At 54.5% G+C, this 21,944-nt stretch carries 35 protein-coding genes and 1 pseudogene; 32 read left to right on the top strand and 4 right to left on the bottom strand.

All coding sequences use genetic code 11. From position 1 onward, the window contains the following. The 31 genes and pseudogenes from tuf to dapB all read left to right on the top strand — a co-directional run. Nucleotides 1–128 (top strand): annotated as a pseudogene (gene tuf / locus AB7S84_RS10845) (elongation factor Tu); the annotation flags it as partial. A gap of 17 nt (nt 129–145) precedes the next feature. Continuing rightward, nucleotides 146–457 (top strand): 30S ribosomal protein S10, encoded by a 312-nt coding sequence (gene rpsJ, locus AB7S84_RS10840; protein ID WP_020878746.1) that lies wholly within the window; start codon nt 146–148, stop codon nt 455–457. 24 nt (nt 458–481) lie between these two features. Continuing rightward, nucleotides 482–1,114 carry a 50S ribosomal protein L3 gene (rplC, locus tag AB7S84_RS10835; RefSeq protein ID WP_020878745.1) on the top strand — a complete coding sequence of 211 codons (633 nt, stop codon included), beginning with the start codon at nt 482–484 and terminating at the stop codon, nt 1,112–1,114. 72 nt (nt 1,115–1,186) lie between these two features. Continuing rightward, nucleotides 1,187–1,810 carry a 50S ribosomal protein L4 gene (rplD, locus tag AB7S84_RS10830; protein ID WP_020878744.1) on the top strand — a complete coding sequence of 208 codons (624 nt, stop codon included), beginning with the start codon at nt 1,187–1,189 and terminating at the stop codon, nt 1,808–1,810. Then, nucleotides 1,807–2,097 (top strand): 50S ribosomal protein L23, encoded by a 291-nt coding sequence (gene rplW / locus AB7S84_RS10825; RefSeq protein WP_020878743.1) that lies wholly within the window; start codon nt 1,807–1,809, stop codon nt 2,095–2,097. The genes rplD and rplW overlap by 4 nt, the downstream gene beginning before the upstream one ends. A gap of 15 nt (nt 2,098–2,112) precedes the next feature. Further along, complete coding sequence (rplB, locus tag AB7S84_RS10820) at nt 2,113–2,940, top strand: 50S ribosomal protein L2 (RefSeq protein ID WP_020878742.1); 828 nt, start codon at nt 2,113–2,115, stop codon at nt 2,938–2,940. A gap of 54 nt (nt 2,941–2,994) precedes the next feature. Next, the gene (rpsS, locus tag AB7S84_RS10815) at nt 2,995–3,276 is read left to right on the top strand and encodes a 30S ribosomal protein S19 (RefSeq protein WP_020878741.1); all 282 of its coding nucleotides are present in this window, start codon (nt 2,995–2,997) and stop codon (nt 3,274–3,276) included. Nucleotides 3,277–3,303: 27 nt separating this feature from the next. Further along, complete coding sequence (rplV, locus tag AB7S84_RS10810; RefSeq protein WP_020878740.1) at nt 3,304–3,639, top strand: 50S ribosomal protein L22; 336 nt, start codon at nt 3,304–3,306, stop codon at nt 3,637–3,639. 16 nt (nt 3,640–3,655) lie between these two features. Beyond that, nucleotides 3,656–4,294 carry a 30S ribosomal protein S3 gene (rpsC, locus tag AB7S84_RS10805; RefSeq protein WP_020878739.1) on the top strand — a complete coding sequence of 213 codons (639 nt, stop codon included), beginning with the start codon at nt 3,656–3,658 and terminating at the stop codon, nt 4,292–4,294. Between the two features lie 32 nt (nt 4,295–4,326). Then, nucleotides 4,327–4,740 carry a 50S ribosomal protein L16 gene (rplP, locus tag AB7S84_RS10800; protein ID WP_020878738.1) on the top strand — a complete coding sequence of 138 codons (414 nt, stop codon included), beginning with the start codon at nt 4,327–4,329 and terminating at the stop codon, nt 4,738–4,740. Then, nucleotides 4,740–4,937, top strand: a complete 198-nt coding sequence (gene rpmC, locus AB7S84_RS10795; RefSeq protein WP_020878737.1) for a 50S ribosomal protein L29 — start codon at nt 4,740–4,742, stop codon at nt 4,935–4,937. The genes rplP and rpmC overlap by 1 nt, the downstream gene beginning before the upstream one ends. 13 nt (nt 4,938–4,950) lie before the next feature. Then, a complete protein-coding gene (gene rpsQ, locus AB7S84_RS10790; RefSeq protein ID WP_020878736.1) occupies nt 4,951–5,208 on the top strand; it encodes a 30S ribosomal protein S17 in 258 nt (85 codons plus the stop codon). Between the two features lie 19 nt (nt 5,209–5,227). Then, entirely contained in the window at nt 5,228–5,596 is a 369-nt protein-coding gene (rplN, locus tag AB7S84_RS10785) for a 50S ribosomal protein L14 (RefSeq protein ID WP_020878735.1), read from the top strand. 34 nt (nt 5,597–5,630) lie between these two features. Beyond that, nucleotides 5,631–5,963: a 50S ribosomal protein L24 gene (gene rplX / locus AB7S84_RS10780; protein WP_020878734.1), complete on the top strand. Its 333-nt coding sequence runs from the start codon at nt 5,631–5,633 to the stop codon at nt 5,961–5,963. Nucleotides 5,964–5,984: 21 nt separating this feature from the next. Further along, nucleotides 5,985–6,524, top strand: coding sequence for a 50S ribosomal protein L5 (gene rplE / locus AB7S84_RS10775; protein WP_020878733.1), 540 nt, complete (start codon nt 5,985–5,987; stop codon nt 6,522–6,524). Further along, nucleotides 6,472–6,720 carry a type Z 30S ribosomal protein S14 gene (locus AB7S84_RS10770; protein WP_428154411.1) on the top strand — a complete coding sequence of 83 codons (249 nt, stop codon included), beginning with the start codon at nt 6,472–6,474 and terminating at the stop codon, nt 6,718–6,720. Before rplE ends, AB7S84_RS10770 begins: the two co-directional genes overlap by 53 nt. A 30-nt stretch (nt 6,721–6,750) precedes the next feature. Then, nucleotides 6,751–7,149: a 30S ribosomal protein S8 gene (gene rpsH, locus AB7S84_RS10765; RefSeq protein ID WP_020878732.1), complete on the top strand. Its 399-nt coding sequence runs from the start codon at nt 6,751–6,753 to the stop codon at nt 7,147–7,149. Between the two features lie 15 nt (nt 7,150–7,164). Then, nucleotides 7,165–7,704 carry a 50S ribosomal protein L6 gene (rplF, locus tag AB7S84_RS10760; RefSeq protein WP_020878731.1) on the top strand — a complete coding sequence of 180 codons (540 nt, stop codon included), beginning with the start codon at nt 7,165–7,167 and terminating at the stop codon, nt 7,702–7,704. Nucleotides 7,705–7,761: 57 nt separating this feature from the next. Beyond that, on the top strand, nt 7,762–8,136 hold the full coding sequence (gene rplR, locus AB7S84_RS10755; protein WP_020878730.1) for a 50S ribosomal protein L18: 375 nt from the start codon (nt 7,762–7,764) through the stop codon (nt 8,134–8,136). Between the two features lie 21 nt (nt 8,137–8,157). Then, complete coding sequence (gene rpsE, locus AB7S84_RS10750; protein ID WP_020878729.1) at nt 8,158–8,664, top strand: 30S ribosomal protein S5; 507 nt, start codon at nt 8,158–8,160, stop codon at nt 8,662–8,664. A 54-nt stretch (nt 8,665–8,718) separates the two neighbouring features. Next, nucleotides 8,719–8,916, top strand: a complete 198-nt coding sequence (gene rpmD, locus AB7S84_RS10745; RefSeq protein WP_020878728.1) for a 50S ribosomal protein L30 — start codon at nt 8,719–8,721, stop codon at nt 8,914–8,916. Next, nucleotides 8,903–9,337, top strand: a complete 435-nt coding sequence (gene rplO, locus AB7S84_RS10740) for a 50S ribosomal protein L15 (RefSeq protein ID WP_020878727.1) — start codon at nt 8,903–8,905, stop codon at nt 9,335–9,337. The genes rpmD and rplO overlap by 14 nt, the downstream gene beginning before the upstream one ends. Before the next feature lie 71 nt (nt 9,338–9,408). Beyond that, nucleotides 9,409–10,728 carry a preprotein translocase subunit SecY gene (secY, locus tag AB7S84_RS10735; RefSeq protein ID WP_020878726.1) on the top strand — a complete coding sequence of 440 codons (1,320 nt, stop codon included), beginning with the start codon at nt 9,409–9,411 and terminating at the stop codon, nt 10,726–10,728. A 64-nt stretch (nt 10,729–10,792) separates the two neighbouring features. Then, the gene (infA, locus tag AB7S84_RS10730) at nt 10,793–11,011 is read left to right on the top strand and encodes a translation initiation factor IF-1 (protein ID WP_020878725.1); all 219 of its coding nucleotides are present in this window, start codon (nt 10,793–10,795) and stop codon (nt 11,009–11,011) included. 30 nt (nt 11,012–11,041) lie between these two features. After that, the gene (gene rpmJ, locus AB7S84_RS10725) at nt 11,042–11,155 is read left to right on the top strand and encodes a 50S ribosomal protein L36 (protein WP_020878724.1); all 114 of its coding nucleotides are present in this window, start codon (nt 11,042–11,044) and stop codon (nt 11,153–11,155) included. 16 nt (nt 11,156–11,171) lie between these two features. Next, nucleotides 11,172–11,555 carry a 30S ribosomal protein S13 gene (rpsM, locus tag AB7S84_RS10720; RefSeq protein WP_020878723.1) on the top strand — a complete coding sequence of 128 codons (384 nt, stop codon included), beginning with the start codon at nt 11,172–11,174 and terminating at the stop codon, nt 11,553–11,555. A gap of 64 nt (nt 11,556–11,619) precedes the next feature. Continuing rightward, nucleotides 11,620–12,006, top strand: a complete 387-nt coding sequence (rpsK, locus tag AB7S84_RS10715) for a 30S ribosomal protein S11 (RefSeq protein WP_020878722.1) — start codon at nt 11,620–11,622, stop codon at nt 12,004–12,006. A gap of 15 nt (nt 12,007–12,021) precedes the next feature. Continuing rightward, the gene (rpsD, locus tag AB7S84_RS10710; RefSeq protein ID WP_020878721.1) at nt 12,022–12,651 is read left to right on the top strand and encodes a 30S ribosomal protein S4; all 630 of its coding nucleotides are present in this window, start codon (nt 12,022–12,024) and stop codon (nt 12,649–12,651) included. Between the two features lie 112 nt (nt 12,652–12,763). After that, complete coding sequence (locus tag AB7S84_RS10705; RefSeq protein WP_020878720.1) at nt 12,764–13,786, top strand: DNA-directed RNA polymerase subunit alpha; 1,023 nt, start codon at nt 12,764–12,766, stop codon at nt 13,784–13,786. Nucleotides 13,787–13,792: 6 nt separating this feature from the next. Further along, nucleotides 13,793–14,296 carry a 50S ribosomal protein L17 gene (gene rplQ / locus AB7S84_RS10700; protein ID WP_020878719.1) on the top strand — a complete coding sequence of 168 codons (504 nt, stop codon included), beginning with the start codon at nt 13,793–13,795 and terminating at the stop codon, nt 14,294–14,296. A gap of 84 nt (nt 14,297–14,380) precedes the next feature. Then, nucleotides 14,381–15,211, top strand: a complete 831-nt coding sequence (gene dapB, locus AB7S84_RS10695; RefSeq protein ID WP_020878718.1) for a dihydrodipicolinate reductase — start codon at nt 14,381–14,383, stop codon at nt 15,209–15,211. Here dapB and AB7S84_RS10690 read toward each other — a convergent pair. From AB7S84_RS10690 to AB7S84_RS10675, 4 genes are read right to left on the bottom strand one after another with little or no spacing between them, the layout of a single operon-like run. Next, nucleotides 15,208–17,238 (bottom strand): ABC transporter ATP-binding protein, encoded by a 2,031-nt coding sequence (locus tag AB7S84_RS10690; protein WP_020878717.1) that lies wholly within the window; start codon nt 17,236–17,238, stop codon nt 15,208–15,210. The genes dapB and AB7S84_RS10690 overlap by 4 nt on opposite strands. Further along, complete coding sequence (locus AB7S84_RS10685) at nt 17,235–19,133, bottom strand: extracellular solute-binding protein (protein WP_428154401.1); 1,899 nt, start codon at nt 19,131–19,133, stop codon at nt 17,235–17,237. The genes AB7S84_RS10690 and AB7S84_RS10685 overlap by 4 nt, the downstream gene beginning before the upstream one ends. After that, a complete protein-coding gene (locus tag AB7S84_RS10680) occupies nt 19,134–20,177 on the bottom strand; it encodes an ABC transporter permease (protein ID WP_020878715.1) in 1,044 nt (347 codons plus the stop codon). Beyond that, on the bottom strand, nt 20,174–21,205 hold the full coding sequence (locus AB7S84_RS10675) for an ABC transporter permease subunit (RefSeq protein WP_020878714.1): 1,032 nt from the start codon (nt 21,203–21,205) through the stop codon (nt 20,174–20,176). Before AB7S84_RS10675 ends, AB7S84_RS10680 begins: the two co-directional genes overlap by 4 nt. A 195-nt stretch (nt 21,206–21,400) precedes the next feature. On the opposite strand from AB7S84_RS10675, the gene AB7S84_RS10670 reads away from it, so the two are divergent. Continuing rightward, nucleotides 21,401–21,616, top strand: a complete 216-nt coding sequence (locus AB7S84_RS10670; RefSeq protein WP_330216964.1) for an ArsR/SmtB family transcription factor — start codon at nt 21,401–21,403, stop codon at nt 21,614–21,616. The last annotated feature ends 328 nt before the right edge of the window (nt 21,617–21,944 follow it).

The raw sequence follows: 21,944 nt of genomic DNA, 5'->3' as shown, positions 1-21,944 counted from the left end.
CGGGAGACAATGTGAAGATCACCGGCGAGTTGATTACGCCGATCGCCATGGAGAAGGAACTTCGGTTTGCCGTCCGTGAAGGCGGCCGTACCGTCGGTGCCGGTGTCGTGAGCGAAATTATCGAATAATTAGGACGATTGAAGCTATGATAATGAATACGAAGATCAGGATACGGCTGAAAGCCTACGACCACAAGCTGCTGGACCAGTCATCGGCGGATATCGTCGATACCGCCAACAAAACAGGTGCCAAGGTCGTCGGGCCGATTCCGTTGCCGACCACAATCAACAAGTATTGCGTGCTCAGATCCCCTCACATCGATAAAAAATCTCGTGAGCAGTTTGAGATGAGAACCCACAAACGACTGCTGGATATCCTTGATCCTACCCAACAGACGGTCGACGCCCTTATGAAGCTCGATCTTTCTCCGGGAGTGGATGTGGAGATCAAGCTGTAGCAGGACGACAGGAGAGATAGAGCGATGTGTAAAGGATTGATTGGAAAGAAATTGGGCATGAGTACCGTCTATTCGCCGGAAGGCAAGCAGATCCCGGTAACGGTTGTGCAGGTCGGCCCCTGCACGGTTGCCCAAGTGAAAACCAAGTCGACGGACGGCTACGAATCGCTTCAGCTTTCGTTTGGAGAGCGAAAAGAAAAACGCGTTACAAAGCCGGTCAAGGGACATTTGAAAAAAAGCAATCTCACGTCTACGGCAGCCCTGCGTGAGGTGCCGGTAGACAATCCTGAGGAGTTCACCCCCGGTCAGGTTATCACGGCGGATATCTTCCATGTCGGTGAGAAGGTGGACGTCATCGGAAAGACCAAGGGGCGAGGATTTTCCGGCGTTATGCGTCGTCACGGATTTTCCGGGGGCAAAAAAACCCACGGAAGTCATAGTCACCGCATCCCGGGCTCCATCGGATGCAGCGCGTGGCCGGCCCGTGTGACCAAGGGAAAGCGGATGCCCGGGGCCTACGGAAACGAGAAACAGACCGTCAGAAACCTTGAGATTGTCGATATTCGGATGGATGACAATCTGGTACTGCTTAAGGGCGCGGTTCCCGGATCGAAGTCCGGGCTTGTTATGGTGAGAAAAACTAAATTCGCGAAATAATATCGCGTGAGGCCCCGCGAAGGCCGATCCTCAACGAGGGAGCGGTCAAGTAAGGGGTCGGCGAGGTTCGTTATGGCAGTTGTAGATGTTCTGAACAGCAAGGGTGAAAAGGTTTCTCAGGTAGAGCTTTCAGATGAGATATTCAGCGTTCCCGTGAAGCCCGGCGTTCTCCATGAGGTGGTCACCATGCAGTTGGCCTCCCGGCGGTCGGGGAGCGCATCGGTCAAGCGCCGCGGAGATGTCGCCGGAAGCACCAAAAAACTTTTTCGCCAGAAGGGAACCGGTCGGGCGCGACGGGGAAACATCAAATCGCCGTTGTTGAGAGGCGGCGGTGTCGTCTTTGGCCCTTCACCCAAATCTTATGCCTACAAGGTCCCCAAGAAGGTCAGGCGCATGGCGCTGAAGATGGCGCTTTCCAGCAAACTTCAGGAAAATGAACTGACGGTGGTGGATCAACTGGAGCTGGATCGAATCAAGACCAAGGCGTTTGCCGAGGTGATCCGCGCACTGAACAAGAGCAATGTCTTGCTGGTGACCGATGCGGCGGATGAAAAACTCGTTCTTTCCTCCCGGAACCTTCCCAATGTCAAGGTGATCAAGGTCGAAGGGCTCAATGTCTATGATATCTTGAAATATAGGGATATTATCCTGCTTGAGCCCGCCGTAAAAGCGATTGAAGGGAGGCTCTCCGCATGAACAACTATTACAATCAGATTATACGCCCTCTGGTGACGGAAAAGACGACGAATCAAAAAGAACTCAACAATCAATTTTCGTTCGAGGTGAACCCCAGAGCAAACCGTGTGGAGATCAAAAAGGCTATCGAAAAGATTTTCAGCGTCCGCGTCGCCGGTGTTCGGACCATGCACGTCAAAGGCAAGGTCAAGCAGAGAGGCCGGATTGTCGGGAAGCGAAAAGACTGGAAAAAGGCGGTAGTCACACTGATGCCCGGAGAACGGATTGACTTTTTTGAAGGCGTTTAACATTTAGGAGTTGTAATGGCAGTTAAGAGGATAAAACCGACATCTCCCGGTCGTAGGTTCCAGGAATATTCTACCTTCGAGGAGATCACCCGGAAAGAGCCTGAAAAGAGTCTGCTTCGGGTTCTCAAGAAACAGGGTGGTCGAAATACCAACGGCCGGATTACGTGCAGGCATCGCGGCGGTGGGCACAAACGCCACTATCGCGTCATCGATTTCAAACGAGACAAGATCGGCATTCCCGCAAAGGTCGCATCCATCGAATACGATCCCAACCGAAGCGCAAGAATCGCGCTTCTCTATTATGCGGATGGTGAAAAACGATACATTCTTGCGCCGGTGAATCTCGCCGTAGGCGATCAGGTCATGTCCGGGCCCGAAGCCGACATCAAGCCCGGCAACACGCTGCCGATAAAGAACATACCACTGGGTACGTTGATCCATAATATCGAGTTGCGGGTGGGAAAAGGCGGTCAGATCGTCAGAAGCGCCGGAACTTTTGCCCAGCTTATGGCCAAGGAAGATCGTTACGCCCAGATCAAATTGCCCTCGGGCGAAGTTCGGATGGTTTTGTTGACCTGCCAGGCCACCATCGGCCAGGTGGGGAACGTTGTGAGCGAGAACATCGCTTTGGGCAAAGCCGGCCGTAAACGTTGGCTGGGTAGTCGACCCAAGGTCCGGGGCGTGGCCATGAACCCGGTGGACCATCCCATGGGCGGCGGCGAAGGTCGCTCCTCCGGCGGGCGCCATCCGTGCACGCCGTGGGGTATTCCGACGAAGGGTTATCGGACACGTAAAAACAAACGGACCGATCGATATATTGTCAAAAGGCGTACGAAAAAATAAAAGCGTGCAAGCCTGACCTGAATGTCAGGTTGTCTGCAAGTGTAGGAGAGGCTTATGCCACGGTCGTTAAAAAAAGGTCCATACATTGATGCCAAACTCATGAACAAGGTGTTGGTGGCCCAGGAGACCCGCAGTAACAAGGTGATCAAAACGTGGTCCCGGCGTTCGACAATCATCCCTGAGATGGTTGGCACCACGCTGGCGGTTCACAACGGGAAAAAATTTATCCCGGTGTTCGTGACGGAAAACATGGTGGGGCACAAGCTGGGTGAATTTTCGCCTACGCGTACATTCTACGGTCACGCCGGTGATAAGAAATCTAAATTGAAAAAGTAGTCCATTCTGGGAAAAGGGTATGTCGTAATGGAGGTCAAAGCTGTATTAAGATATGTGCGTACTTCGCCGCAGAAAGTACGATCAATCGTTGATGCCGTCAAAGGGCAGCCGGTTGAACGCGGACTGAGTACTCTCAAATTTATGCCGCAAAAGACCGCAGGGATTGTTGCAAAGGTAATCCGTTCAGCGGTGGCGAATGCGGATGAGAATTTGGGGATTGATGTTGACGCGTTGATAATTAAAAACGTAATCGCCGACCAGGGGCCCATGTTGAAGCGCTTTCACGCCAGGGCACGCGGCAGGGGGACGCAAATATTCAAGCGGACCAGTCACATCACTGTAATTTTAGAGGAAATGGCGTAGATAAGGAGGTAAACGCTTGGGCCAGAAAGTAAACCCTGTTGGGTTAAGACTCGGTATCGTAAAGACATGGGACTCCCGCTGGTATGCTGGGAAAAACTATGCGGATTACATTCTAGAGGACTTTAAAATCCGGAAGTTTATAAAGAAGAAGCTTTACCACGCAGGGATTTCTAAAATAGAGATCGAAAGATCCTCCAAGCGTGTTAGACTCCGAATTTATACAGCACGGCCGGGGATTGTCATCGGCAAAAAGGGCTCCGAGATCGAACAACTCAAAAATGAACTGGAGAAGATGATCACCCAGGAGGTCCTGATTGACATCCAGGAGGTCAGAAAACCTGAAATCGATGCACAGCTGGTTGCCGAAAATGTCGCCGCCCAGATCGAGAGACGCGTGGCCTTCCGGCGGGCGATGAAGCGGGGGGTCTCCTCGGCGATGCGTTTTGGAGCCAAAGGCGTCAAGATCATCTGCGCAGGCCGCTTGGGCGGTGCGGAAATGGCAAGGACCGAATGGTACCGTGAAGGTCGCGTTCCGTTGCATACCTTGAGGGCTGATATCGATTACGGATTTACGGAAGCCAACACGACATACGGCATCATCGGTATTAAGGTATTTGTTTTCAATGGCGAAATCTTGAAGAAGGATGTGATATAGCCAAGCGGTGAGCATGCTAAGGAGATACGGACATGTTGAGTCCTAAGAAGGTAAAATTTCGAAAACAACAAAAAGGGAAAATGCGCGGGATCGCCTGGCGCGGCAGCGACTTGGCTTTTGGCGAGTTCGGTCTGCAGGCGATGGAGTGCGGCACCATCAGCTCCAAGCAGATCGAGGCCGCGCGTATCGCCATGACCCGCCATGTCAAGAGGGGCGGAAAGATGTGGATTCGGATTTTTCCCGACAAACCTTTCACCAAAAAGCCCGCCGAAGTACGAATGGGAAAGGGTAAAGGCGCACCTGAAGGTTGGGTGGCCGTCATTCGTCCCGGCAGAATCCTTTACGAAATGGAGGGCGTCCCGGTGGAACTGGCCAAAGAGGCCCTTCGGCTGGCCGCCCACAAGCTTCCCATCAAGACCAAATTTGTTGAAAGAGGGGATGTGTGATGAAGGCAAGTGAGATTAGAGAGCTGAGCCCCGAGGAAATGCGCCAGAAGGCGAACGACCTCTACGAAGAGCTCTTCAACCTGCGCTTTCAGCATGGTGTGGGTCAGCTTGAAAACACGCAGAAGATCAAATCCACCAAGCGTGGTCTGGCTAGAGTCATGACGATTATCAAAGAGACTGAACGCAAAAACATATAGATAAAGAATAGCTATGAAAAAGCGAGGAATGAAACGACAGTTGACCGGGACGATCGTCAGCAACAAGATGGATAAAACCGTCGTCGTCCAGGTCGAACGGTTGGTGAAGCATCGACTTTACCAAAAATACATTCGTAGGCGGGCCAAGTTTGCAGCCCACGACGAGGCTAACGTCTGCCAGGTGGGGGATAAGGTGATGATCACCGAGTCCAGGCCGCTCAGCAAAACCAAGCGATGGCGAGTAAGCCAAATACTCGAAAAAGCTGTTTGATACATAAAGGAAAATTAGAATGATTCAGGCAGAATCTAGACTGACGGTAGCGGATAACTCCGGAGCCAAAGTTCTATACTGTATCAAAGTCCTCGGTGGTTCCAGAAGACGGTATGCCAGCATCGGCGATATCATCGTGGTGACCGTCAAGGAGGCCATACCCAATGCAAAGGTCAAAAAAGGGGAAGTCCTGAAAGCGGTGGTGGTTCGGACCAAGAAGGAAATCAAGCGTCCGGACGGATCCTACATCCGATTCGACGACAATTCCGCCGTGCTGATCAATGCGGCCAAGGAGCCCGTTGGAACACGTATCTTCGGACCTGTGGCAAGAGAACTCCGAGCGAAACGGTTTATGAAAATTATTTCACTGGCTCCAGAGGTATTATAGTTTCATCTCGGTTTGCCCTGTGGAGAAATGAAGAATGAAAAACACGAATAAATGCCACGTCAAGAAGGACGATAAAGTTAAAATCATCACCGGCAAGGACAAGGGGAAGATCGGCAAAGTGCTGAAGGTGATCAACAAGAAGAATCGGGTTCTTGTCGAAAACATCAATATCGTAAAGCGCCACACAAGACCCAGCGCACAGAACAGACAGGGCGGCATCATCGAGACCGAGGCGCCGATTCACTGGACGAACGTCATGTTGATGTGCAACAAGTGCATGTCGCCTTCCCGTATCAGGATGCGGCAGCTCGAGGACGGCAAAAAGGTGCGCGTTTGTGCAAAATGCGATGAGGTGTTGGACGCATAGGGCTTGTGTTGGAGGGTAGTGATGGATAGTTTAAAAAAAACTTATGAGGAAAAGATCGTTCCCGAGTTGATCGAGACCTTCGAGTACAAAAACATCATGCAGGTGCCGAAGCTGACCAAGATTGTGCTCAACATGGGGTTGGGAGAAGCGATCCACAATATCAAATTGATCGACTCCGCCGTCGAGGAACTCAGGATGATCGCCGGACAGCAACCGGTCGTTACGCGCGCCAAGAAGTCCATCGCCGCTTTCAAGCTGCGGGAAGGCATGCCCATCGGCTGCCGGGTGACCCTTCGCCGTGATCGGATGTATGATTTTTTCAGCAAATTGGTGAATATCGCCTTGCCGCGTGTTCGGGACTTCAGGGGTATCTCCGGGAAGGCTTTCGACGGAAAGGGGAATTACTCCCTGGGCATCCGGGAGCACATCATTTTTCCGGAAATAGACTATGACAAGATCGACAAGATCAAGGGCCTGAACATTTCGGTCGTTACGACAGCCGAGACCGATGAAGAAGGAAAGGCACTGCTTAAGCTCTTGGGGATGCCGTTCAGGAATTAAGGAGGAAAATTTGGCAAGGAAAGCACTGAGAACGAAGGCAACGAGAACGCCGAAATTCAAGGTACGGGCGTACAACAGGTGTCCGATGTGCGGTCGGCCGAGAGCGTTCATCAGAAAGTTTGGGATCTGTCGTATCTGTTTTCGGAATCTCGCTTCGCAAGGTAAACTCCCCGGCGTTATAAAGTCGAGTTGGTAGACGGATACATCAGGGCAAGGAGCAACGATAATGACGATTAGCGATCCAATAGCGGACATGCTGACCCGAATCCGGAATGCCGGGAGGGCGAAGCTGAAGAGTGTCGACATCCCCGGCTCGAACATGAAGGTCGAACTGGCCAAGGTGATGCGAAACGAAGGCTATATCAAGAACTACAAGTTCATAAAAGACAACAAACAGGGTGTCCTTCGGGTTTATCTGAAATATGGTTCGGATTCCGAAAATGCCATCTACCAGATAGAGCGCGTCAGCAAGCCGAGCAGGCGGGTTTACGTGAAGGGTAAGGATATCAAGCCCTTTTTTAACGGCACAGGTATTGCCATTTTGTCCACATCCAAGGGGATCATGACCGACCAGCAGGCCCGTAAGGAAAACGTAGGGGGCGAGATCCTCTGCAGGGTCTGGTAGGAAGAGGAGTGACAGATGTCTCGAGTAGGTAAAAAACCGATTCCGATACCAAGCAAAACGAAGGTATCCTATAAAGACGGAATGATCAGCGTTGAAGGTGAAAAGGGCAAGCTGACTCGGACGATTCACGATGCGGTGAACCTGGATGTTCAAGACAACGAGATCCATGTGACCATGGAGAAGGATACGCGTGAAATTCGGGCGATCCAGGGGTTGACCCGAAGCCTCGTTTCCAACATGGTGACCGGGGTGAGCGCCGGATTCGAGAGAATCCTCGAGATCAACGGCATCGGATATCGCGCGGAGGTGAGCGGAAATCAGATCGTGCTGAACCTTGGCTATTCCCACCCCATCAACTTCGAGATACCCAAGGGGATCTCCGCCGAAGTCGACCGGAACAACACGATCAAACTTTCAGGCATCGATAAGGAAGCGCTTGGACAAATGGCTGCATCCATTCGACGCCTGAGACCCCCGGAGCCCTACAAGGGCAAGGGCATCAAATACGCTCAGGAAAAGATTCAGCGCAAGGCCGGGAAGACCGGCGCAAAATAACCCATAGCCATAGAAGATCCTTTCTGATGGTTCAAGTGTGCAAGGAAATAGATTAAGATGGGCTCTTTCAATAAAAAACAAGCGCGTCTGAAGCGCAAAAAAAGAATTCGAAAACATGTGGCCGGAACCAGCGAGAGGCCTCGGTTGAGTGTTTTTCGAAGCGCGAAGCACATCTATGCGCAGGTGATTGACGACATCCAAGGCATCACCCTGGTCGCCGCTTCCAGCACGGAACCGGCCGTTAAGGAAAATGGAGAGCTTGCCGCTGCCAAAGGCAAAAAGGATACCGCGGAATTTGTAGGGAAACTGGTTGGCGAGCGGTTGATTGAAAAAGGTGTGAAACAGGTCGTCTTCGACAGAAACGGCTTTTTGTACCACGGACGGGTCAAGGCCGTCTCCGAGGGTGCGCGTAAGGCCGGATTGGATTTTTAAAAGGAATAAGGAGGCATTCCCTTGGTCTTTAATGCGAAAAGACAGGATACGGATGAGAATCAGTTAATCGATAAAGTCGTCCATATCAGCCGGGTGGCGAAGGTCGTTAAAGGTGGTAGACGGTTCAGTTTCAGTGCGATCGTTGTTGTCGGCGATGGTGAAGGCAGTGTCGGCTTCGGTTTGGGCAAGGCCAACGAAGTTCCCGAAGCCATTCGAAAGGGTGTTGACAAGGCCAAAAAAACCATGCTGAAGGTGCCGCTGGTCGACGGGACGATCCCGTTTGAAATCGTCGGCAAATATGGCGCCGGCCGTGTCCTTCTGAAACCGGCGTCCCAGGGAACCGGCGTTATCGCCGGCGGTGCGGTTCGCGCTGTGCTGGAGGCCGTCGGTGTGCAAAATATTCTGACGAAATGTTTGGGATCCAACAACCCTCACAACGTCGTCAAGGCGACACTGGAAGGGCTCTATCGGCTTCAGAGCCGTAGGCAGGTCGCTGCAAGACGGGGAAAGCCTGCGGAAGAACTGTAACGAATCGTCCGGCTGGATGCGCATCTACGGCAAACGGATGTTAGAGGAAGACAAATGGCTGAAAAATTAAAGATAACACTTGTAAAAAGTATGATCGGAAGGCCGGAAAAGCATCGAAAGGTGTTGCGGGGAATGGGGCTGACCAAACTGAACAAAACAGTCGTTCTTGAGAATACCCCCGCAATTCGAGGGATGGTCGGCGCTGTATCGCATTTGGTAAAGTCAGAGGAGATCCTTGATGAAACTGCATGAATTGTCCCCCGCGGAAGGGGCGCGAAAATCACGGAAACGCATTGGCCGCGGCGTCGGCTCCGGATGGGGAAAGACAGCGGGTCGAGGCAGCAAAGGACACAACGCCCGTTCCGGCGGCGGCGTCAGGCCGGGATTCGAGGGCGGTCAGATGCCGATCCACCGTCGTCTTCCCAAACGGGGATTTACCAATATCTTTAAGAAAAATATCGCCGTCGTCAATATTCGGGATCTTGCGAAGTTCCAGAGCGGCGACACCATTGACGGCCCGGCCCTGATCAAGGCGGGAATCGTCAAGGGAAGCATTGACGGCATTAAATTGTTGGGGTTCGGGGATATCGATTATCCGTTGACGGTCCGTTTGGATGCCGTCAGTGAAAACGCCAGAAAAAAGATCGAGGCCGCCGGCGGCACGATCGTCTAAGCCGCGGAGTCCACGGCCCATCGGACTGACGAAAAAGGTTACACACTCACAGCAGCAGACGAGGGATATCTATGGTTGGTGGCGGGTTCCAGAATATTTTAAAGATTCCCGAATTAAAAAAGCGCGTCTTGTACACGTTTGGTCTTTTGGCCGTATATCGCGTTGGGGTTCATGTTCCGACACCGGGAATCGATACCGTTGCGCTGGCGTCGTTCTTCGCCCGTGCAAAAGGCACCCTGTTGGGGCTCTTCGACATGTTTTCGGGCGGCGCGCTCGAGCAACTGTCAGTATTTGCGCTGGGAATCATGCCCTATATCAGCGCCTCTATCATCATTCAGCTTCTGACGGTGGTCGTGCCGCATCTGGAGCAGCTTTCCAAGGAAGGGGAGCAGGGGCGGAAAAAAATCACTCAGTACACCCGGTACGGAACGGTGCTTCTCAGCATCATTCAGGGATTCGGTATCAGCATCGGTTTGGAAAGCATGACATCTCCCGGCGGTGCCGCAGTGGTGATCGATCCGGGTTGGACGTTTCGTCTGATGACCGTGATTACGCTGACGGCGGGAACCGCGTTTATCATGTGGCTGGGTGAACAGATCACGGAGCGGGGTATTGGAAACGGCATCTCACTGATCATCTTTGCCGGCATCGTAGCCAGAATGCCCGTCGCCGTCTCGAATACGTTCCGCCTCGTGTCCACTGGAGAGATGGGCGTTTTTTCCATCGTTATCCTGGTGGTGCTGATGCTGGTCGTGGTGGCTGTGATCGTCTTCGTGGAGCAGGGGCAGCGCAGGATTCCGGTACAATACGCCAAGCGCGTGGTGGGGCGGCGAATGTACGGCGGTCAGAGCACCCACCTGCCCCTCAAGATCAATACGTCGGGCGTCATTCCGCCCATCTTCGCATCGTCCATCATCATGTTTCCGGCGACGATTGCCAACTTTATCAACGTTCCCTGGATGCAGCAGGTCGCAGGCGCTATGGTACCGGGGAATCTTGCGTATGAAGCACTATACGTCGTCTTTATTTTCTTCTTCTGCTATTTCTATACCGCCGTGACGTTCAATCCGGTTGATGTGGCGGACAACATGAAAAAGCACGGGGGGTTCATTCCGGGGATTCGTCCGGGCAAACGCACGGCCGATTACATCGATCGGGTCCTGACGCGGATTACGCTGGGCGGCGCCATTTATGTCTCAACGATATGCGTGTTGCCGTCCATTCTGATATCCAAATTTAACATTCCGTTTTATTTCGGTGGAACAGCACTATTGATCGTGGTGGGGGTTGCTATTGATACGGTTTCCCAGATCGAATCCCATATGCTCACCCGTCACTACGAGGGTTTCCTGAAAAAAGGGGGCGGAACAAGAATCAAGGGACGCCACTAGAGAATCTGCGCTTTGCGGAATCAGTTGTTGGGCTCGTCCCAATGAAAAGACAGAGGGAGATAGCATGCCGAAAGAAGAACCGATTAAGGTGCAAGGTACGGTGAAAGAAACCCTGCCGAACGCCATGTTCAAGGTGGAACTGGAAAACGGCCATCAGATTCTTGCGCATATTTCCGGGAAGATGCGGATGCATTTTATACGAATTCTACCCGGCGATAACGTGACAGTCGAGTTGTCTCCGTATGATCTGACCCGGGGCAGAATTGTTTATCGATCAAAATAAGCGTAAAAGCGCTTGAAGGAGCTTGGTTCAATGAAAGTCAGGGCATCTGTTAAGAGGATATGCAGCAAATGCAAGATTATCCGCAGGAAAGGCGTGATCCGAGTGATCTGCGAAAATAAGCGCCATAAACAGAGACAAGGTTAACAGAGGAGGATAAGCGTTGGCAAGAATTGCGGGCGTAGATTTACCTAAGGGAAAGCGGATTGAAATCGGGCTGACCTATATCTATGGTATCGGTCGAACGTCGTCGAGTCGGATACTGTCACAGCTGGATATCGATCCGAATGTAAAGACAGATGATTTGACCGAAGGACAAATCAACGACATTCGAAAAATGATCGACGGCGGATACAAGGTCGAGGGCGAGCTTCGAACCGAGGTCTCCATGAACATCAAGCGGTTGATGGATCTGGGATGCTATCGTGGACTTCGGCATCGAAAAGGGCTTCCCGTCCGGGGACAGCAGACCAAAACCAATGCGAGAACCCGGAAGGGGCCGCGACGGGCGGCAGTGAAGAAAAAAGGCGCAGCCAAGAAAAAGTAATTCATGAGGGATTGCGCGGCGTCGCAAACAGCGCCGATGGGCGCGCAACAGAGGAACAGCGTTTATGCCGAGAAAAACTCGAACCAAAAAAAAAGAGAAAAAAAATATATTAAACGGCGTCGTGCATATTCAATCGACGTTCAATAACACCATCGTGACCATTACGGATCCGACGGGAAATATCGTTTCCTGGTCCAGTGCCGGTGTGCAGGGCTTCAAGGGGTCAAGGAAAAGTACGCCGTTCGCCGCTCAGTTGGCCGCTGAGGACGCTTCCAAAAAAGCGATGGAGCACGGCATGAAAAATGTCGAGGTTTATGTCAAAGGCCCGGGAGCCGGACGGGAATCCGCTCTTCGGTCGTTGCAGGCTGCCGGATTCAACATCGTCATGATCAAGGATGTTACACCGATACCGCATAATGGTTGCAGACCGCCGAAACGCCGCAGGGTGTAAAATAAGGAGGAAAATTTGGCACGATATATAGGTTCTGTTTGCCGGCTATGCAGACGAGAAAATTTGAAATTGTTTTTGAAGGGAGACCGCTGTTATTCGGACAAATGTGCATTTGATCGGCGCGGGTATCCGCCGGGTCAACATGGTCAGCGGCGGCGAGGGAAATTGTCCGACTACGGGATTCAGCTCCGTGAAAAGCAGAAGGTGAAACGTATCTACGGTCTTGACGAAAATCAGTTTCGCCTGTTTTTCAAAAGGGCCGAACGACAAAAGGGCATCACGGGCACCAATCTCCTCGTCGCCCTCGAATGCCGCCTCGACAATGTCGTCTACCGGCTTGGGTTTACCAATTCCCGTACCCAGGGGCGTCATTTCGTTCGGCACAAACATTTTCTGGTCAACGGGAAGGCGGTCAATATTCCCTCCTATCAGGTGAAGGTGGGTGATGTCATCGAACTGCGAGACAAGAGCCGCAATATTCAGGCAATGACCGATGCGCTGGAGAGCGTGGTTCGCAGGGGCATCCCCCAGTGGCTCGAGGTTGAGAAGGAAAACATGAAGGGTATCGTCAAGAGCCTGCCGGTCCGTGAGGATCTGACCATGCCGATGCAGGAACAGCTTATTGTCGAGCTCTACTCGAAATAATTTGCGTTCGTCCTTGATGAAATACAGGGGGCGTTCGCACCATTCGTGATGTTGTAGGATACAAACGACGACTACTCGGACATCTTCCTGAAAAGTCTGGAGTTAATATAAAATGTCATCAAATGAACTCATGTATATGAACTGGCGCGAGATCATCAAGCCGGAAAAGGTTCAGAAAGAAGAATCCACACTTTCCTATGGTAAGTTCGTTTGCGAACCCCTTGAGAGAGGGTTCGGTATCACCATCGGAAATTCTCTCAGGCGGATTATTCTCTCTTCCCTTTACGGGGCAGCGATCGTATCCGTGAAATTTGATCAGGTGATGCACGAATTCAGCGTGATTCCGGGTGTGCTCGAGGATGCTTCCGAGATAATATTGAACCTCAAAGAAGTTCGTCTCAAGGTGTCCGATCCTGAACCCAAAATGGTTCGAATTGACGTGAGTAAAGAGGGCGAAATCACGGCGGGAGATATCATCAGCGACAACGGCAGGGTGGAGATTCTCAACCCCGAGCAGCACATCGCGACGCTGGGGGCCGATGCCGAACTGAAAATGGAGATGATGGTAAAGGTCGGCAGGGGGTATTCCCTTTCCGAAGCCAACAAGGATGAGGAAGCACCGGTTGGCACGATTCCCATCGACGCTGTTTTTTCACCCATCAAGCGGGTGAACTACGTCGTCGGGAACGCCCGTGTCGGACAGAAGACAGATTACGACAAATTGACGATGGAAGTCTGGACGGATGGGAGCGTCAAGCCGGAGGATGCAGTCGCCTATGCGGCAAAAATCCTGAAAGAGCAGATGTCGATTTTCATCAATTTTGATGAGGATGTCGAGCCCGAGCCGGAAAGAACATCCGAAGAACAGGAACAACCCAAGTTTAACGAGAACCTCTACCGAAGCGTCGAAGAACTTGAGCTGTCCGTCCGCAGTGCGAATTGCCTGAAGAACGCTGATATCCACAAGATCTATCAGCTGGTCGCCAAAACCGAGGCCGAGATGCTCAAAACGAAAAATTTCGGGAGAAAGTCTCTCAACGAGATAAAAGAGGTCCTGACCGAGATGGACCTTTCTCTTGGGATGAAGCTTGAGGGATTTATACCTCCGGAGGAAGATGCGGAGGAAGGAGAGTAAGATTCTATGAGACACCGAAAAGCAGGGGTAAAATTAGGTCGGAACAGCAGTCATCGCAAGGCCATGTTTCGCAACATGGTGACCTCACTTTTTAAGTACGACCGTATTCGGACTACCGATGCCAAGGCCAAGGCTCTCAGGGGCTGGGCGGATCATATCGTCACCCTGGCCAAGCGCGGGGATCTTCACGCCCGGCGCCAGGCCCTTTCGATCATTCGCGAACAGGCGGTGGTTCACCGGCTCTTCGATGAGGCTCGCGAGCGTTTTGGCGACATCCACGGCGGGTACACCCGCATTGTCAAGGTGGGGCGACGCCCCGGAGATGCGGCGGCCATGTCGATGATCGAGCTGGTGGCGGCAGATAAGCGAAAGGCGCCAAAAGCGCCCAAGGTCGAGAAAGCGGCACCCGTGGAAACCGCACCGACAGCAGAAACCGCTCCCGAGGCCGAGTCCATCAAGGGCACCGGGGAAGGCGAACCCGCCACGGAAACGAAATCGGAAGTTCAATAAAGCGGTTCGTCCTCCCGGGAGGACACCTTGATGGAAAAGCTCTGCCCCTGAAGGCAGGGCTTTTTTACTTTGAAGGAGGTTGTAATGGAAACAATCAAGGTTATGGTCAACGGAGCCCCGGGTAATGTCGCCCGCACGGTTATCCGTCGGATCATCCAGGATCCTCGGTTCGCGCTGGTGCCATACTCGCTGACGGGTCCGGAGATCAACGAGAAGATCTGCAACGTGGACGACGTTGCGGTGCAGCTGTTCCTGCCGGAAGCCAGGTCTCAGGCGCTTGCGGCCGTTCGGGCGGCGGGACCGGAGGTTATCTGCATCGATTTTACCCACCCCGCCGCCGTCAACGAGAACGCGGAATTCTATTGCGAGGGCGGCCTTCCCTTTGTCATGGGCACCACCGGGGGTGATCGGGAGCGACTCATGGCGCGCGTTGCCGCTTCCAACATCTCCGCCGTCATCGCGCCGAATATGGCCAAACAGATCGTCGGTTTTCAGGCGATGATGGCTTATGCCGCCGAAACGTTCCCCGGCCTTTTCGCCGGCTATTCCCTGGATATCCGGGAAAGCCATCAGCAGGGCAAGGCCGATACCAGCGGAACGGCGAAGGCCATGGTCGGCTATTTCAATCGCCTCGGGTGTACGTTTACCGAAGCGGACATCGTCAAGGAGCGAGACCCCCAGCGACAGAAGACGGTGTGGGGTATTCCGGAGGCGCACCTGGCCGGACATGCCTGGCATACCTACACCCTGGTATCCGACGACGAAACCGTCAAATTTTCCTTCACCCACAATGTCAACGGCCGCGAGGTCTACGTCAAAGGTACCCTGGATGCCGTGGTGTATTTGCATTGCCGGATGCGTGACGGCATTCGGGGACGCGTGTTTTCAATGATCGACGTCCTCAAGGGAGACTAGACCCGGTGGCACGCCACCCAATGCACATTGCCGTTGCCGTCGTCCACTTTTCGCAGGATGGGCTCTTCCTCGGTACAGCGGTCGATCCGGATAGGGCATCGGGTTCGAAATCGACACCCGGACGGCGGATGGATGGGTGAAGGGACGTCGCCTGCCGGAAACGGCTTCTGGGGCTTCGGATCGGGGGATGGAACCGGTATGGCTGCGATCAGTGCCCGGGTGTAGGGGTGAAGAGGGCAGGCGTAAATGCCGTCCGCATCGGTGTGCTCCACGATCTTGCCGAGATACATCACCGCGATGTCGTCCGAGATGTGGCGAACCACCGTCAGGTCATGGGAGATGAACAGATAGGTCAGACCCAACTCCTCCTGGAGATCCAGCAGCAGATTGAGAATCTGGGACTGGATGGAGACGTCAAGGGCCGAGACCGGTTCGTCGCAGATCACGAGCTCGGGGTTCAGGGCAATGGCCCGGGCGATGCCGATCCGCTGCCGTTGCCCGCCGCTGAATTCATGGGGGAACCGCGTGAGTGCGCTTTCGGGCATGCCCACGGTTCCAAGGAGGCGGCGCACCTTTTCCCGGCGTTCATTTCCGGATCCCATGCGGTGGATGATGAAGGGCTCCTCCAGGATGTCCGCCACCGTGAACCGACTGTTGAGGGATTCGAAGGGGTCCTGGAAGATCATCTGGACATCCCGTCGAACGGCCTGGAGCTGCCTTCGGTCCAGGGTGAGAACCTCGCGGCCGTTGAACCTCACGCTCCCGGCCGTGGGCTGGTAGAGCCGCAGAATCGATCGGCCTACCGTGGTTTTGCCGCATCCCGATTCGCCCACCAGTCCGAGGGTCCGTCCCCGTCGGATGACAAATGAGACGCCGTCGACGGCAAAGACCTTGCCCACCGGGCGGCGGAGGATTCCGCCGTAGATGGGGAAATGCATCTTGAGGTCTCGGACCTCGAGGCAGATCCGGGAAATGGCCTGTGTCGATGCCGATGTGCCGACAGACGGCCCGACAGCCTCTTTGTCAGCGGTTTCGAGGCTGAAAGGTGCAAGGGTGTCACTGAAATGGCAGGCGGCGAAATGATCCTCGCCGACGTTCATCATGGGCGGATCGGTTCGGCAGAGGGGCTTTGCATGGGGGCAACGGTTGCGGAACCGGCAGCCTTCGGGCAGCTCGTGAAGGCCGGGAACGACGCCGCGGATGATGCTGAGTGGCGTTTTTCGCGGGAAATCCAGCCGGGGGATCGAGGTGAGCAGACCCCGCGTGTAGGGATGACGCGGATTTTCGAAGAGCTCCCGGATGGATGCGGTTTCAACGGTTCTCCCGGCATACATCACGGCGACGGCGTCGCAGGTCTCGGCGATAACCCCCAGGTCGTGGGTGATGATGATGACCGACATGCCGGTTTCCGCCTGGAGATCGCGAATGAGCGACAGGATCTGAGCCTGGATGGTGACGTCCAGGGCCGTGGTCGGTTCGTCGGCGATCAGGATGTCCGGCCGACAGGCCAGGGCCATGGCGATCATCACCCGCTGGCGCATGCCGCCGGAGATCTGATGGGGGTATTCCCGCATCCGCTGTTCGGGCTCGGGGATGCCGACCTTCCGAAGCATGGAGACGGACGCCGCCTCGATGTCGCCCGTCGGCATATCCGGAAAGTGGAGTTGGAAAACCTCGCCGAGCTGTCGACCGATGCGGTGGACCGGGTTGAGTGCCGTCATGGGTTCCTGGAAAATCATGGAGATCCGTTTCCCGCGGATCCGGCTCATCTCCCCGGCAGGCAGGCGAACGAGGTCCGTGCCGTCGAACCAGATCTCCCCCGCTGCGATACGGCCTGCGGGCCTGGGCAGAAGCCGCAGGATCGACAAAGCCGTGACGCTCTTGCCGCATCCGGACTCGCCGACGATGCCGAGGGTGGCGCCCCGATCGAGGGAGAAACTCACATCATCCGCCGCTCGGACGCTTTCCTCCTCCGTATCGAACACCGTCACCAGGCGGCGGACCTCGAGTATGGGTGCCGGCTTCACTTCAGAAACTTCATTTTATAGGTTTCATCGATGCGGGTCACCGGTGGAAACGGCTGCCGCTTCCGCATGGCCTGCCGGGTTTCCTCGTGCCGGGCTTCGTCGAACCAGAAGAGCCCGCCGGTGACGCTGTCAAAGGGGTCGAACAGGTCGCCGCTGATCCTGGTGCCCGGCGGGGTCGGCAGACGCCACCACCGCCAGTAGGCCTGGCGGACATAAGGCACCATGAAGGTCGGTACAAAACAGCCGATCTCATGCACCCGGGCCTGGATCCGCCGCGAGAGGTCGATCCGTTCCGCTTCATCGAGGGAATTTCGATAAGCGTCGATGAGCCGGTCCAGTTCGGGATCGTCCGTGTTGGTGATGTTGTTGGTCTGGGGCTTGTGGGCGTTGACGGAATGAAAATGCTCCCAGTACTGGGGCCGGAGGGAGGTGCTCCAGCCCATCCACGCCACGTCGTGCTTCTTTTCCATAACCATCTTGTAGGCGGCTGACGGATCGAGACGCTGGAGCTGGAGCTCGATGCCCGCCTTCTTGGCCTCCTCCTTCAACACCACCAGCCGCGGGGTGTGCTCCTCGATGCTGTAGGAAACCTCCACCGAAAAGCGTCGGCCGCCCTTGGTCCAGATGCCGTCGGGCCCCCGCCGCCAGCCGGCTTCCTTCATATATTCGTTTACCTTTTCAAGATCGAAGCGTCGTGCCCGGATCTCCGTGTTGGAATAGGGACCATATCCCACAAACCCGCTTTCCAGGCGGAAGTAATCGTTCCGCAACACCTGTTCGATCACCTTTTCCACGTTCATGGCATGGGCGAAGGCGTACCGGAGTCGCGGATCTCTGAAGATCTCGCGATCCTGGTTCAGCCAGAGCCCCATGGCCGACTGCTGGGTGTCGTTGAAAAACCAGATGCGCTCGATGTATCCTTTTTCGATCTGGGGCGTTTTCGACCGGATGTGCCAGTACTGGGGAAAGTTCATGGCGAAGGTGTCGATCCGGGCTTTTTTGAAATATTCCCACAGGACGTTGAAATCCCGCACAACGGTGAATTTGACCCGGTCCACGTTGAAGCGATTGTTGAAATAATGGAGATCATTCCCCCACCAGTCCGGCTTTCGCTTGAACATGACGTATTTCCCTTTTCGGAAATACGAGATCTGGTAGGCGCCGGTGTTGGGCACGATTTCCCAGTTGTACCTGCGGACGAAATCCGGTCCGAGGGTCTGGTAATAGTGCCGGGGTGTGGGGGCGATGCCGAGCTTCAGGTGCAGGTCGGGGACCGCCTTGGTGCTGACTACCGCCAGGGTGTGGTCGTCGTAAACGATGACCCGGTCGATCTCCTGGGTGTAGTAGTCGTTGTACCAGGGCGCGATGATATGCTCGGAGCGCATGAACTCCAGGGTGAAGGCAAAGTCGTCCGCCGTAACCGGAACCCCGTCCGACCATTGGGCCCTGGGATTCAGTTTGAAGTACATGGTCTTCTTGTCCGGATCGAATGCCCAGTGGGTCGCCAGCTCGGGGATGATGTTCAGGGTATTCGGGTGCAGGCCGATGAGGCTCAACTGGTTGCCCAGGATGGCGCTTCGGAAGCTGCTGTTGGAATCGGGGCCCACCGTTCGAAAGGTAAGGGGAAAGGTCATGAGGGCCGTGTGAAAGGTGCCGCCCCGCCGGGCTTCGGGCGAGGCGAACACCGGGTCCGCGGTGTTGGTGAGCCACTGGATATCGTCCGGAAGCGCGGGCGCGGCGCCGAGGGGGGTGGGCTGAACGACCAGGGTGATCCCCATGAGAATTATCGTCACGATGAGAATGCTGTTGTTCGATTTCATCCGTTTGTCCTTCCTGATGGCCTGATACGTCCGGGTTCGCGGCGGCACGGTGATGCTCCCCGGTATGCTTGCCATCTATTCATATACCGTGTGGAGCCTGGGATCGAAAGCTTCCCGCACCGCCTCGCCGATGAACGTCACCGTAACGAGCGTAACGACCATGGCTGCGATCACGGATCCGGCGATCCACCAGGCATCCATGGCGGTCCATCCCTGCTGCAGAAGCTCTCCCCAGCTCGGCGTCGGGGGCGGGAGCCCGAACCCCAGATAGTCGAGGGAGGTGAGGGAGACGATGCCCCCGGAAACCGAGAAGGGCGCATAGGTCACGATCACCGCCACGGTGTTGGGGATGATGTGCCTGAAGATGATCCGCAGGTTGGAAGCGCCCAGGGCCTGCGCCGCCAGCACGTATTCCCGCTCCTTCTCCTTGTAGGTGACGGTCCGCATGGTCCAGGTCATTCCGATCCAGCCGAAGAAGGCCATGATCAGGATGAGGATGAAGAAGTTGGGCACGACCACGGATGAGATGATGATGATGACATAGAGAAACGGCACGTTGGACCAGATTTCGATGATCCGCTGGAAAAAGAGGTCGAACCGTCCTCCGAAATATCCCATGGCGCACCCGATGCTGACGCCGATGGCGTAGTTGGCCAGGAGGAGTCCGAGGGAGAAAAAAATGGCGATGCGGAACCCGTAGACAAGTCGGGCCAGGAGATCCCTGCCGACGATGTCGGTGCCGAGGAAATGACGGGAAGCGATGGAGGGTGGGAAGGGCGGAAAAGCGTCATCTCTCAGGTCGTTTTCATAGGGGTTGTAGGGCGCCGGCGGCATCAGCACCCAGTTGCCCTCGCCTGCTGCGTCAAAGCGCGCCTTCAGCTCGCGGTAATTGGTTTCGTAATCATAGTCAAGGCCGAAGGTGGTGCCGGGAAGGATCCGGCCGTAGGTGGGGAAGTAATAACGCCCCTCGTAATGAACCACCAGGGCCCGGCTGTTGATGAAAAGTTCGGCCGTCAGAGACAGACCCATCATCAGGCAGAAGATGATGAAGGAGACATACCCCCGCCGGATCGACTTGAACCGGCGGATCTTTTTGAGGGTCAGGGGATTTCGTCTCATTTGAACTGCACCCGGGGGTCGACGAGGGCGACGCAGATGTCCGACAGGATGTTGCCGATCATGAGGAGCAGGGAGGAGATTACGAGGATGCCCAGAACCACGGGGTAGTCGCGTTGGACGATGGATTCGTAGCCCAGAAGCCCCATGCCGTCGATATTGAAGACAGTCTCGATGAGGAACGAGCCCATGAGAATGACCGAGACATTGTTGCCGAAATGGGTGGCGATGGGGATGAGGCTGTTTCGGAAGGCGTGCCGGAGGACGGCTTTCCGGAAGGGCAATCCCTTGGCGATGGCCGTTCGGACGTAATCCGACGCCAGGTTGTCCATGAGGGTATTCTTCATCAGAAGCGTCATGATACTGAAGGAGCCGATGACATAGGCGGCAAGGGGGAGAACCGTATGCCAGGCGAGGTCCATTGCTTTCTGTATCAATGAGAAATCCTCGAATTCGTCGCTGACCAGGCCCCCCAGGGGGAAAAAATCCCAGTGAGAAGAGAAGAGGATGAGCAGCAGGATCCCCACCACCCATCCGGGGACGGCATAGCCGATGAAGACAAGGACCGAGGAGAGGTTGTCGAAAAGGCTCTTGTGCCGCACGGCCTTGGCCACGCCCAGCGGGATGCAGACGCCGTAGACCAGTATCATGGAAAGAATGCCGAAATAGAGGGAGATGGGGATGCGCGTCCTGATCATCTCCCAGACCGGGTCGTAGTAGCGGGTGGAGGTGCCCAGATCGCCCCTGAGAACCTTGCTCAGCCACAACCCGTAGCTGACCAGGACCGGCTTGTCGAATCCGTAGTATTTTTTGAGTTCGGCGATTTGTTCCTCGGAAAGCGGTTGGGTCTGTTCACTCATGGCGGTCGCTGTCCGATGCCCGCCCTCGAGGCTGCGCATCTGCTGGGCCTGGACGATGATCCGTTCGATGGGACCGCCGGGCACGAAACGGGTGATGACGAAAACCATGATGGTGATGCCCAGGAAGGTGGGAATGATCAGCAGCAATCGTCGGATGAAATACGCGGTCATGGATGCCTTTGCAGAAAAAGGTGGAAAATTTCTCTCTATACTTACCAGCAAACGGCACCGAACTCAAGGAGTTCGAGCGACCTGACATTACCGGTCTCCATTCTCCCATGGATTTTCCATTGACACCGGTTTGTGCAGATAGTATATTCCAAAAAAGCGATACGAAGGGTATCTGTGAGAGAATGTATCAATGTGATGAAAGCGCTTTCGGACCCCAACCGGGTGAAAATGATCAAATTGCTGCAGCGCAGGATCTTGTATGTCTGCAACATTCAAAGGGCGACGGGGCTTGCACAGTCTTCCGTCAGCAAGCATCTCAAAATACTGAGAGATGCCGGTTTGATCATCCTTTATCTGCCGCAACAGATGTTTCTGGGGTTTATATATCGTCATATGGTGCAATATAACTGATATCCGGACGTTTTTAATATGAACCAATATATCGTTAAATTTGAATTTAAATTTTTTAGAAGAGATGACAACCTCCCGGGACCACGGCCGGCAAATCGCGACCGCAGAAAAAAACTCAACCGAACAACGAGGAGAATCAGTCATGAGCAACGCTCAAACAGCTCATAAAGAATCGATGAGGGACGATATGGCAGAGGATGTGGAGGAAACGGCACCCAGCCGTATCGACTGGAGCACGATCTGGATACCGATGTCGTTGATTGTGGGGGCGTTCCTGGTTGCCTTTTATCTTCCCATGGAAAGCGAGCGGTTCACCAATGCCATACTG

Source organism: Desulfococcus sp. (assembly GCF_050178255.1).
GTDB lineage: Bacteria > Desulfobacterota > Desulfobacteria > Desulfobacterales > Desulfococcaceae > Desulfococcus > Desulfococcus multivorans.
Note: the sequence above shows the minus strand (reverse complement) of the source record. Positions and strands in the feature narration are given on the sequence as shown.

Bases quoted from the DNA above. Each gene is read 5' to 3' on its own strand.
- rpsJ (WP_020878746.1), top strand. From the start codon at position 146: ATGATAATGAATACGAAGATCAGGATACGGCTGAAAGCCTACGACCAC.
- rplC (WP_020878745.1), top strand. From the start codon at position 482: ATGTGTAAAGGATTGATTGGAAAGAAATTGGGCATGAGTACCGTCTAT.
- rplD (WP_020878744.1), top strand. From the start codon at position 1,187: ATGGCAGTTGTAGATGTTCTGAACAGCAAGGGTGAAAAGGTTTCTCAG.
- rplW (WP_020878743.1), top strand. From the start codon at position 1,807: ATGAACAACTATTACAATCAGATTATACGCCCTCTGGTGACGGAAAAG.
- rplB (WP_020878742.1), top strand. From the start codon at position 2,113: ATGGCAGTTAAGAGGATAAAACCGACATCTCCCGGTCGTAGGTTCCAG.
- rpsS (WP_020878741.1), top strand. From the start codon at position 2,995: ATGCCACGGTCGTTAAAAAAAGGTCCATACATTGATGCCAAACTCATG.
- rplV (WP_020878740.1), top strand. From the start codon at position 3,304: ATGGAGGTCAAAGCTGTATTAAGATATGTGCGTACTTCGCCGCAGAAA.
- rplP (WP_020878738.1), top strand. From the start codon at position 4,327: ATGTTGAGTCCTAAGAAGGTAAAATTTCGAAAACAACAAAAAGGGAAA.
- rpmC (WP_020878737.1), top strand. From the start codon at position 4,740: ATGAAGGCAAGTGAGATTAGAGAGCTGAGCCCCGAGGAAATGCGCCAG.
- rpsQ (WP_020878736.1), top strand. From the start codon at position 4,951: ATGAAAAAGCGAGGAATGAAACGACAGTTGACCGGGACGATCGTCAGC.
- rplN (WP_020878735.1), top strand. From the start codon at position 5,228: ATGATTCAGGCAGAATCTAGACTGACGGTAGCGGATAACTCCGGAGCC.
- rplX (WP_020878734.1), top strand. From the start codon at position 5,631: ATGAAAAACACGAATAAATGCCACGTCAAGAAGGACGATAAAGTTAAA.
- rplE (WP_020878733.1), top strand. From the start codon at position 5,985: ATGGATAGTTTAAAAAAAACTTATGAGGAAAAGATCGTTCCCGAGTTG.
- AB7S84_RS10770 (WP_428154411.1), top strand. From the start codon at position 6,472: ATGAAGAAGGAAAGGCACTGCTTAAGCTCTTGGGGATGCCGTTCAGGA.
- rpsH (WP_020878732.1), top strand. From the start codon at position 6,751: ATGACGATTAGCGATCCAATAGCGGACATGCTGACCCGAATCCGGAAT.
- rplF (WP_020878731.1), top strand. From the start codon at position 7,165: ATGTCTCGAGTAGGTAAAAAACCGATTCCGATACCAAGCAAAACGAAG.
- rplR (WP_020878730.1), top strand. From the start codon at position 7,762: ATGGGCTCTTTCAATAAAAAACAAGCGCGTCTGAAGCGCAAAAAAAGA.
- rpmD (WP_020878728.1), top strand. From the start codon at position 8,719: ATGGCTGAAAAATTAAAGATAACACTTGTAAAAAGTATGATCGGAAGG.
- rplO (WP_020878727.1), top strand. From the start codon at position 8,903: ATGAAACTGCATGAATTGTCCCCCGCGGAAGGGGCGCGAAAATCACGG.
- secY (WP_020878726.1), top strand. From the start codon at position 9,409: ATGGTTGGTGGCGGGTTCCAGAATATTTTAAAGATTCCCGAATTAAAA.
- infA (WP_020878725.1), top strand. From the start codon at position 10,793: ATGCCGAAAGAAGAACCGATTAAGGTGCAAGGTACGGTGAAAGAAACC.
- rpmJ (WP_020878724.1), top strand. From the start codon at position 11,042: ATGAAAGTCAGGGCATCTGTTAAGAGGATATGCAGCAAATGCAAGATT.
- rpsK (WP_020878722.1), top strand. From the start codon at position 11,620: ATGCCGAGAAAAACTCGAACCAAAAAAAAAGAGAAAAAAAATATATTA.
- AB7S84_RS10705 (WP_020878720.1), top strand. From the start codon at position 12,764: ATGTCATCAAATGAACTCATGTATATGAACTGGCGCGAGATCATCAAG.
- rplQ (WP_020878719.1), top strand. From the start codon at position 13,793: ATGAGACACCGAAAAGCAGGGGTAAAATTAGGTCGGAACAGCAGTCAT.
- dapB (WP_020878718.1), top strand. From the start codon at position 14,381: ATGGAAACAATCAAGGTTATGGTCAACGGAGCCCCGGGTAATGTCGCC.
- AB7S84_RS10685 (WP_428154401.1), bottom strand. From the start codon at position 19,133: ATGGCAAGCATACCGGGGAGCATCACCGTGCCGCCGCGAACCCGGACG.
- AB7S84_RS10680 (WP_020878715.1), bottom strand. From the start codon at position 20,177: ATGAGACGAAATCCCCTGACCCTCAAAAAGATCCGCCGGTTCAAGTCG.
- AB7S84_RS10675 (WP_020878714.1), bottom strand. From the start codon at position 21,205: ATGACCGCGTATTTCATCCGACGATTGCTGCTGATCATTCCCACCTTC.
- AB7S84_RS10670 (WP_330216964.1), top strand. From the start codon at position 21,401: ATGAAAGCGCTTTCGGACCCCAACCGGGTGAAAATGATCAAATTGCTG.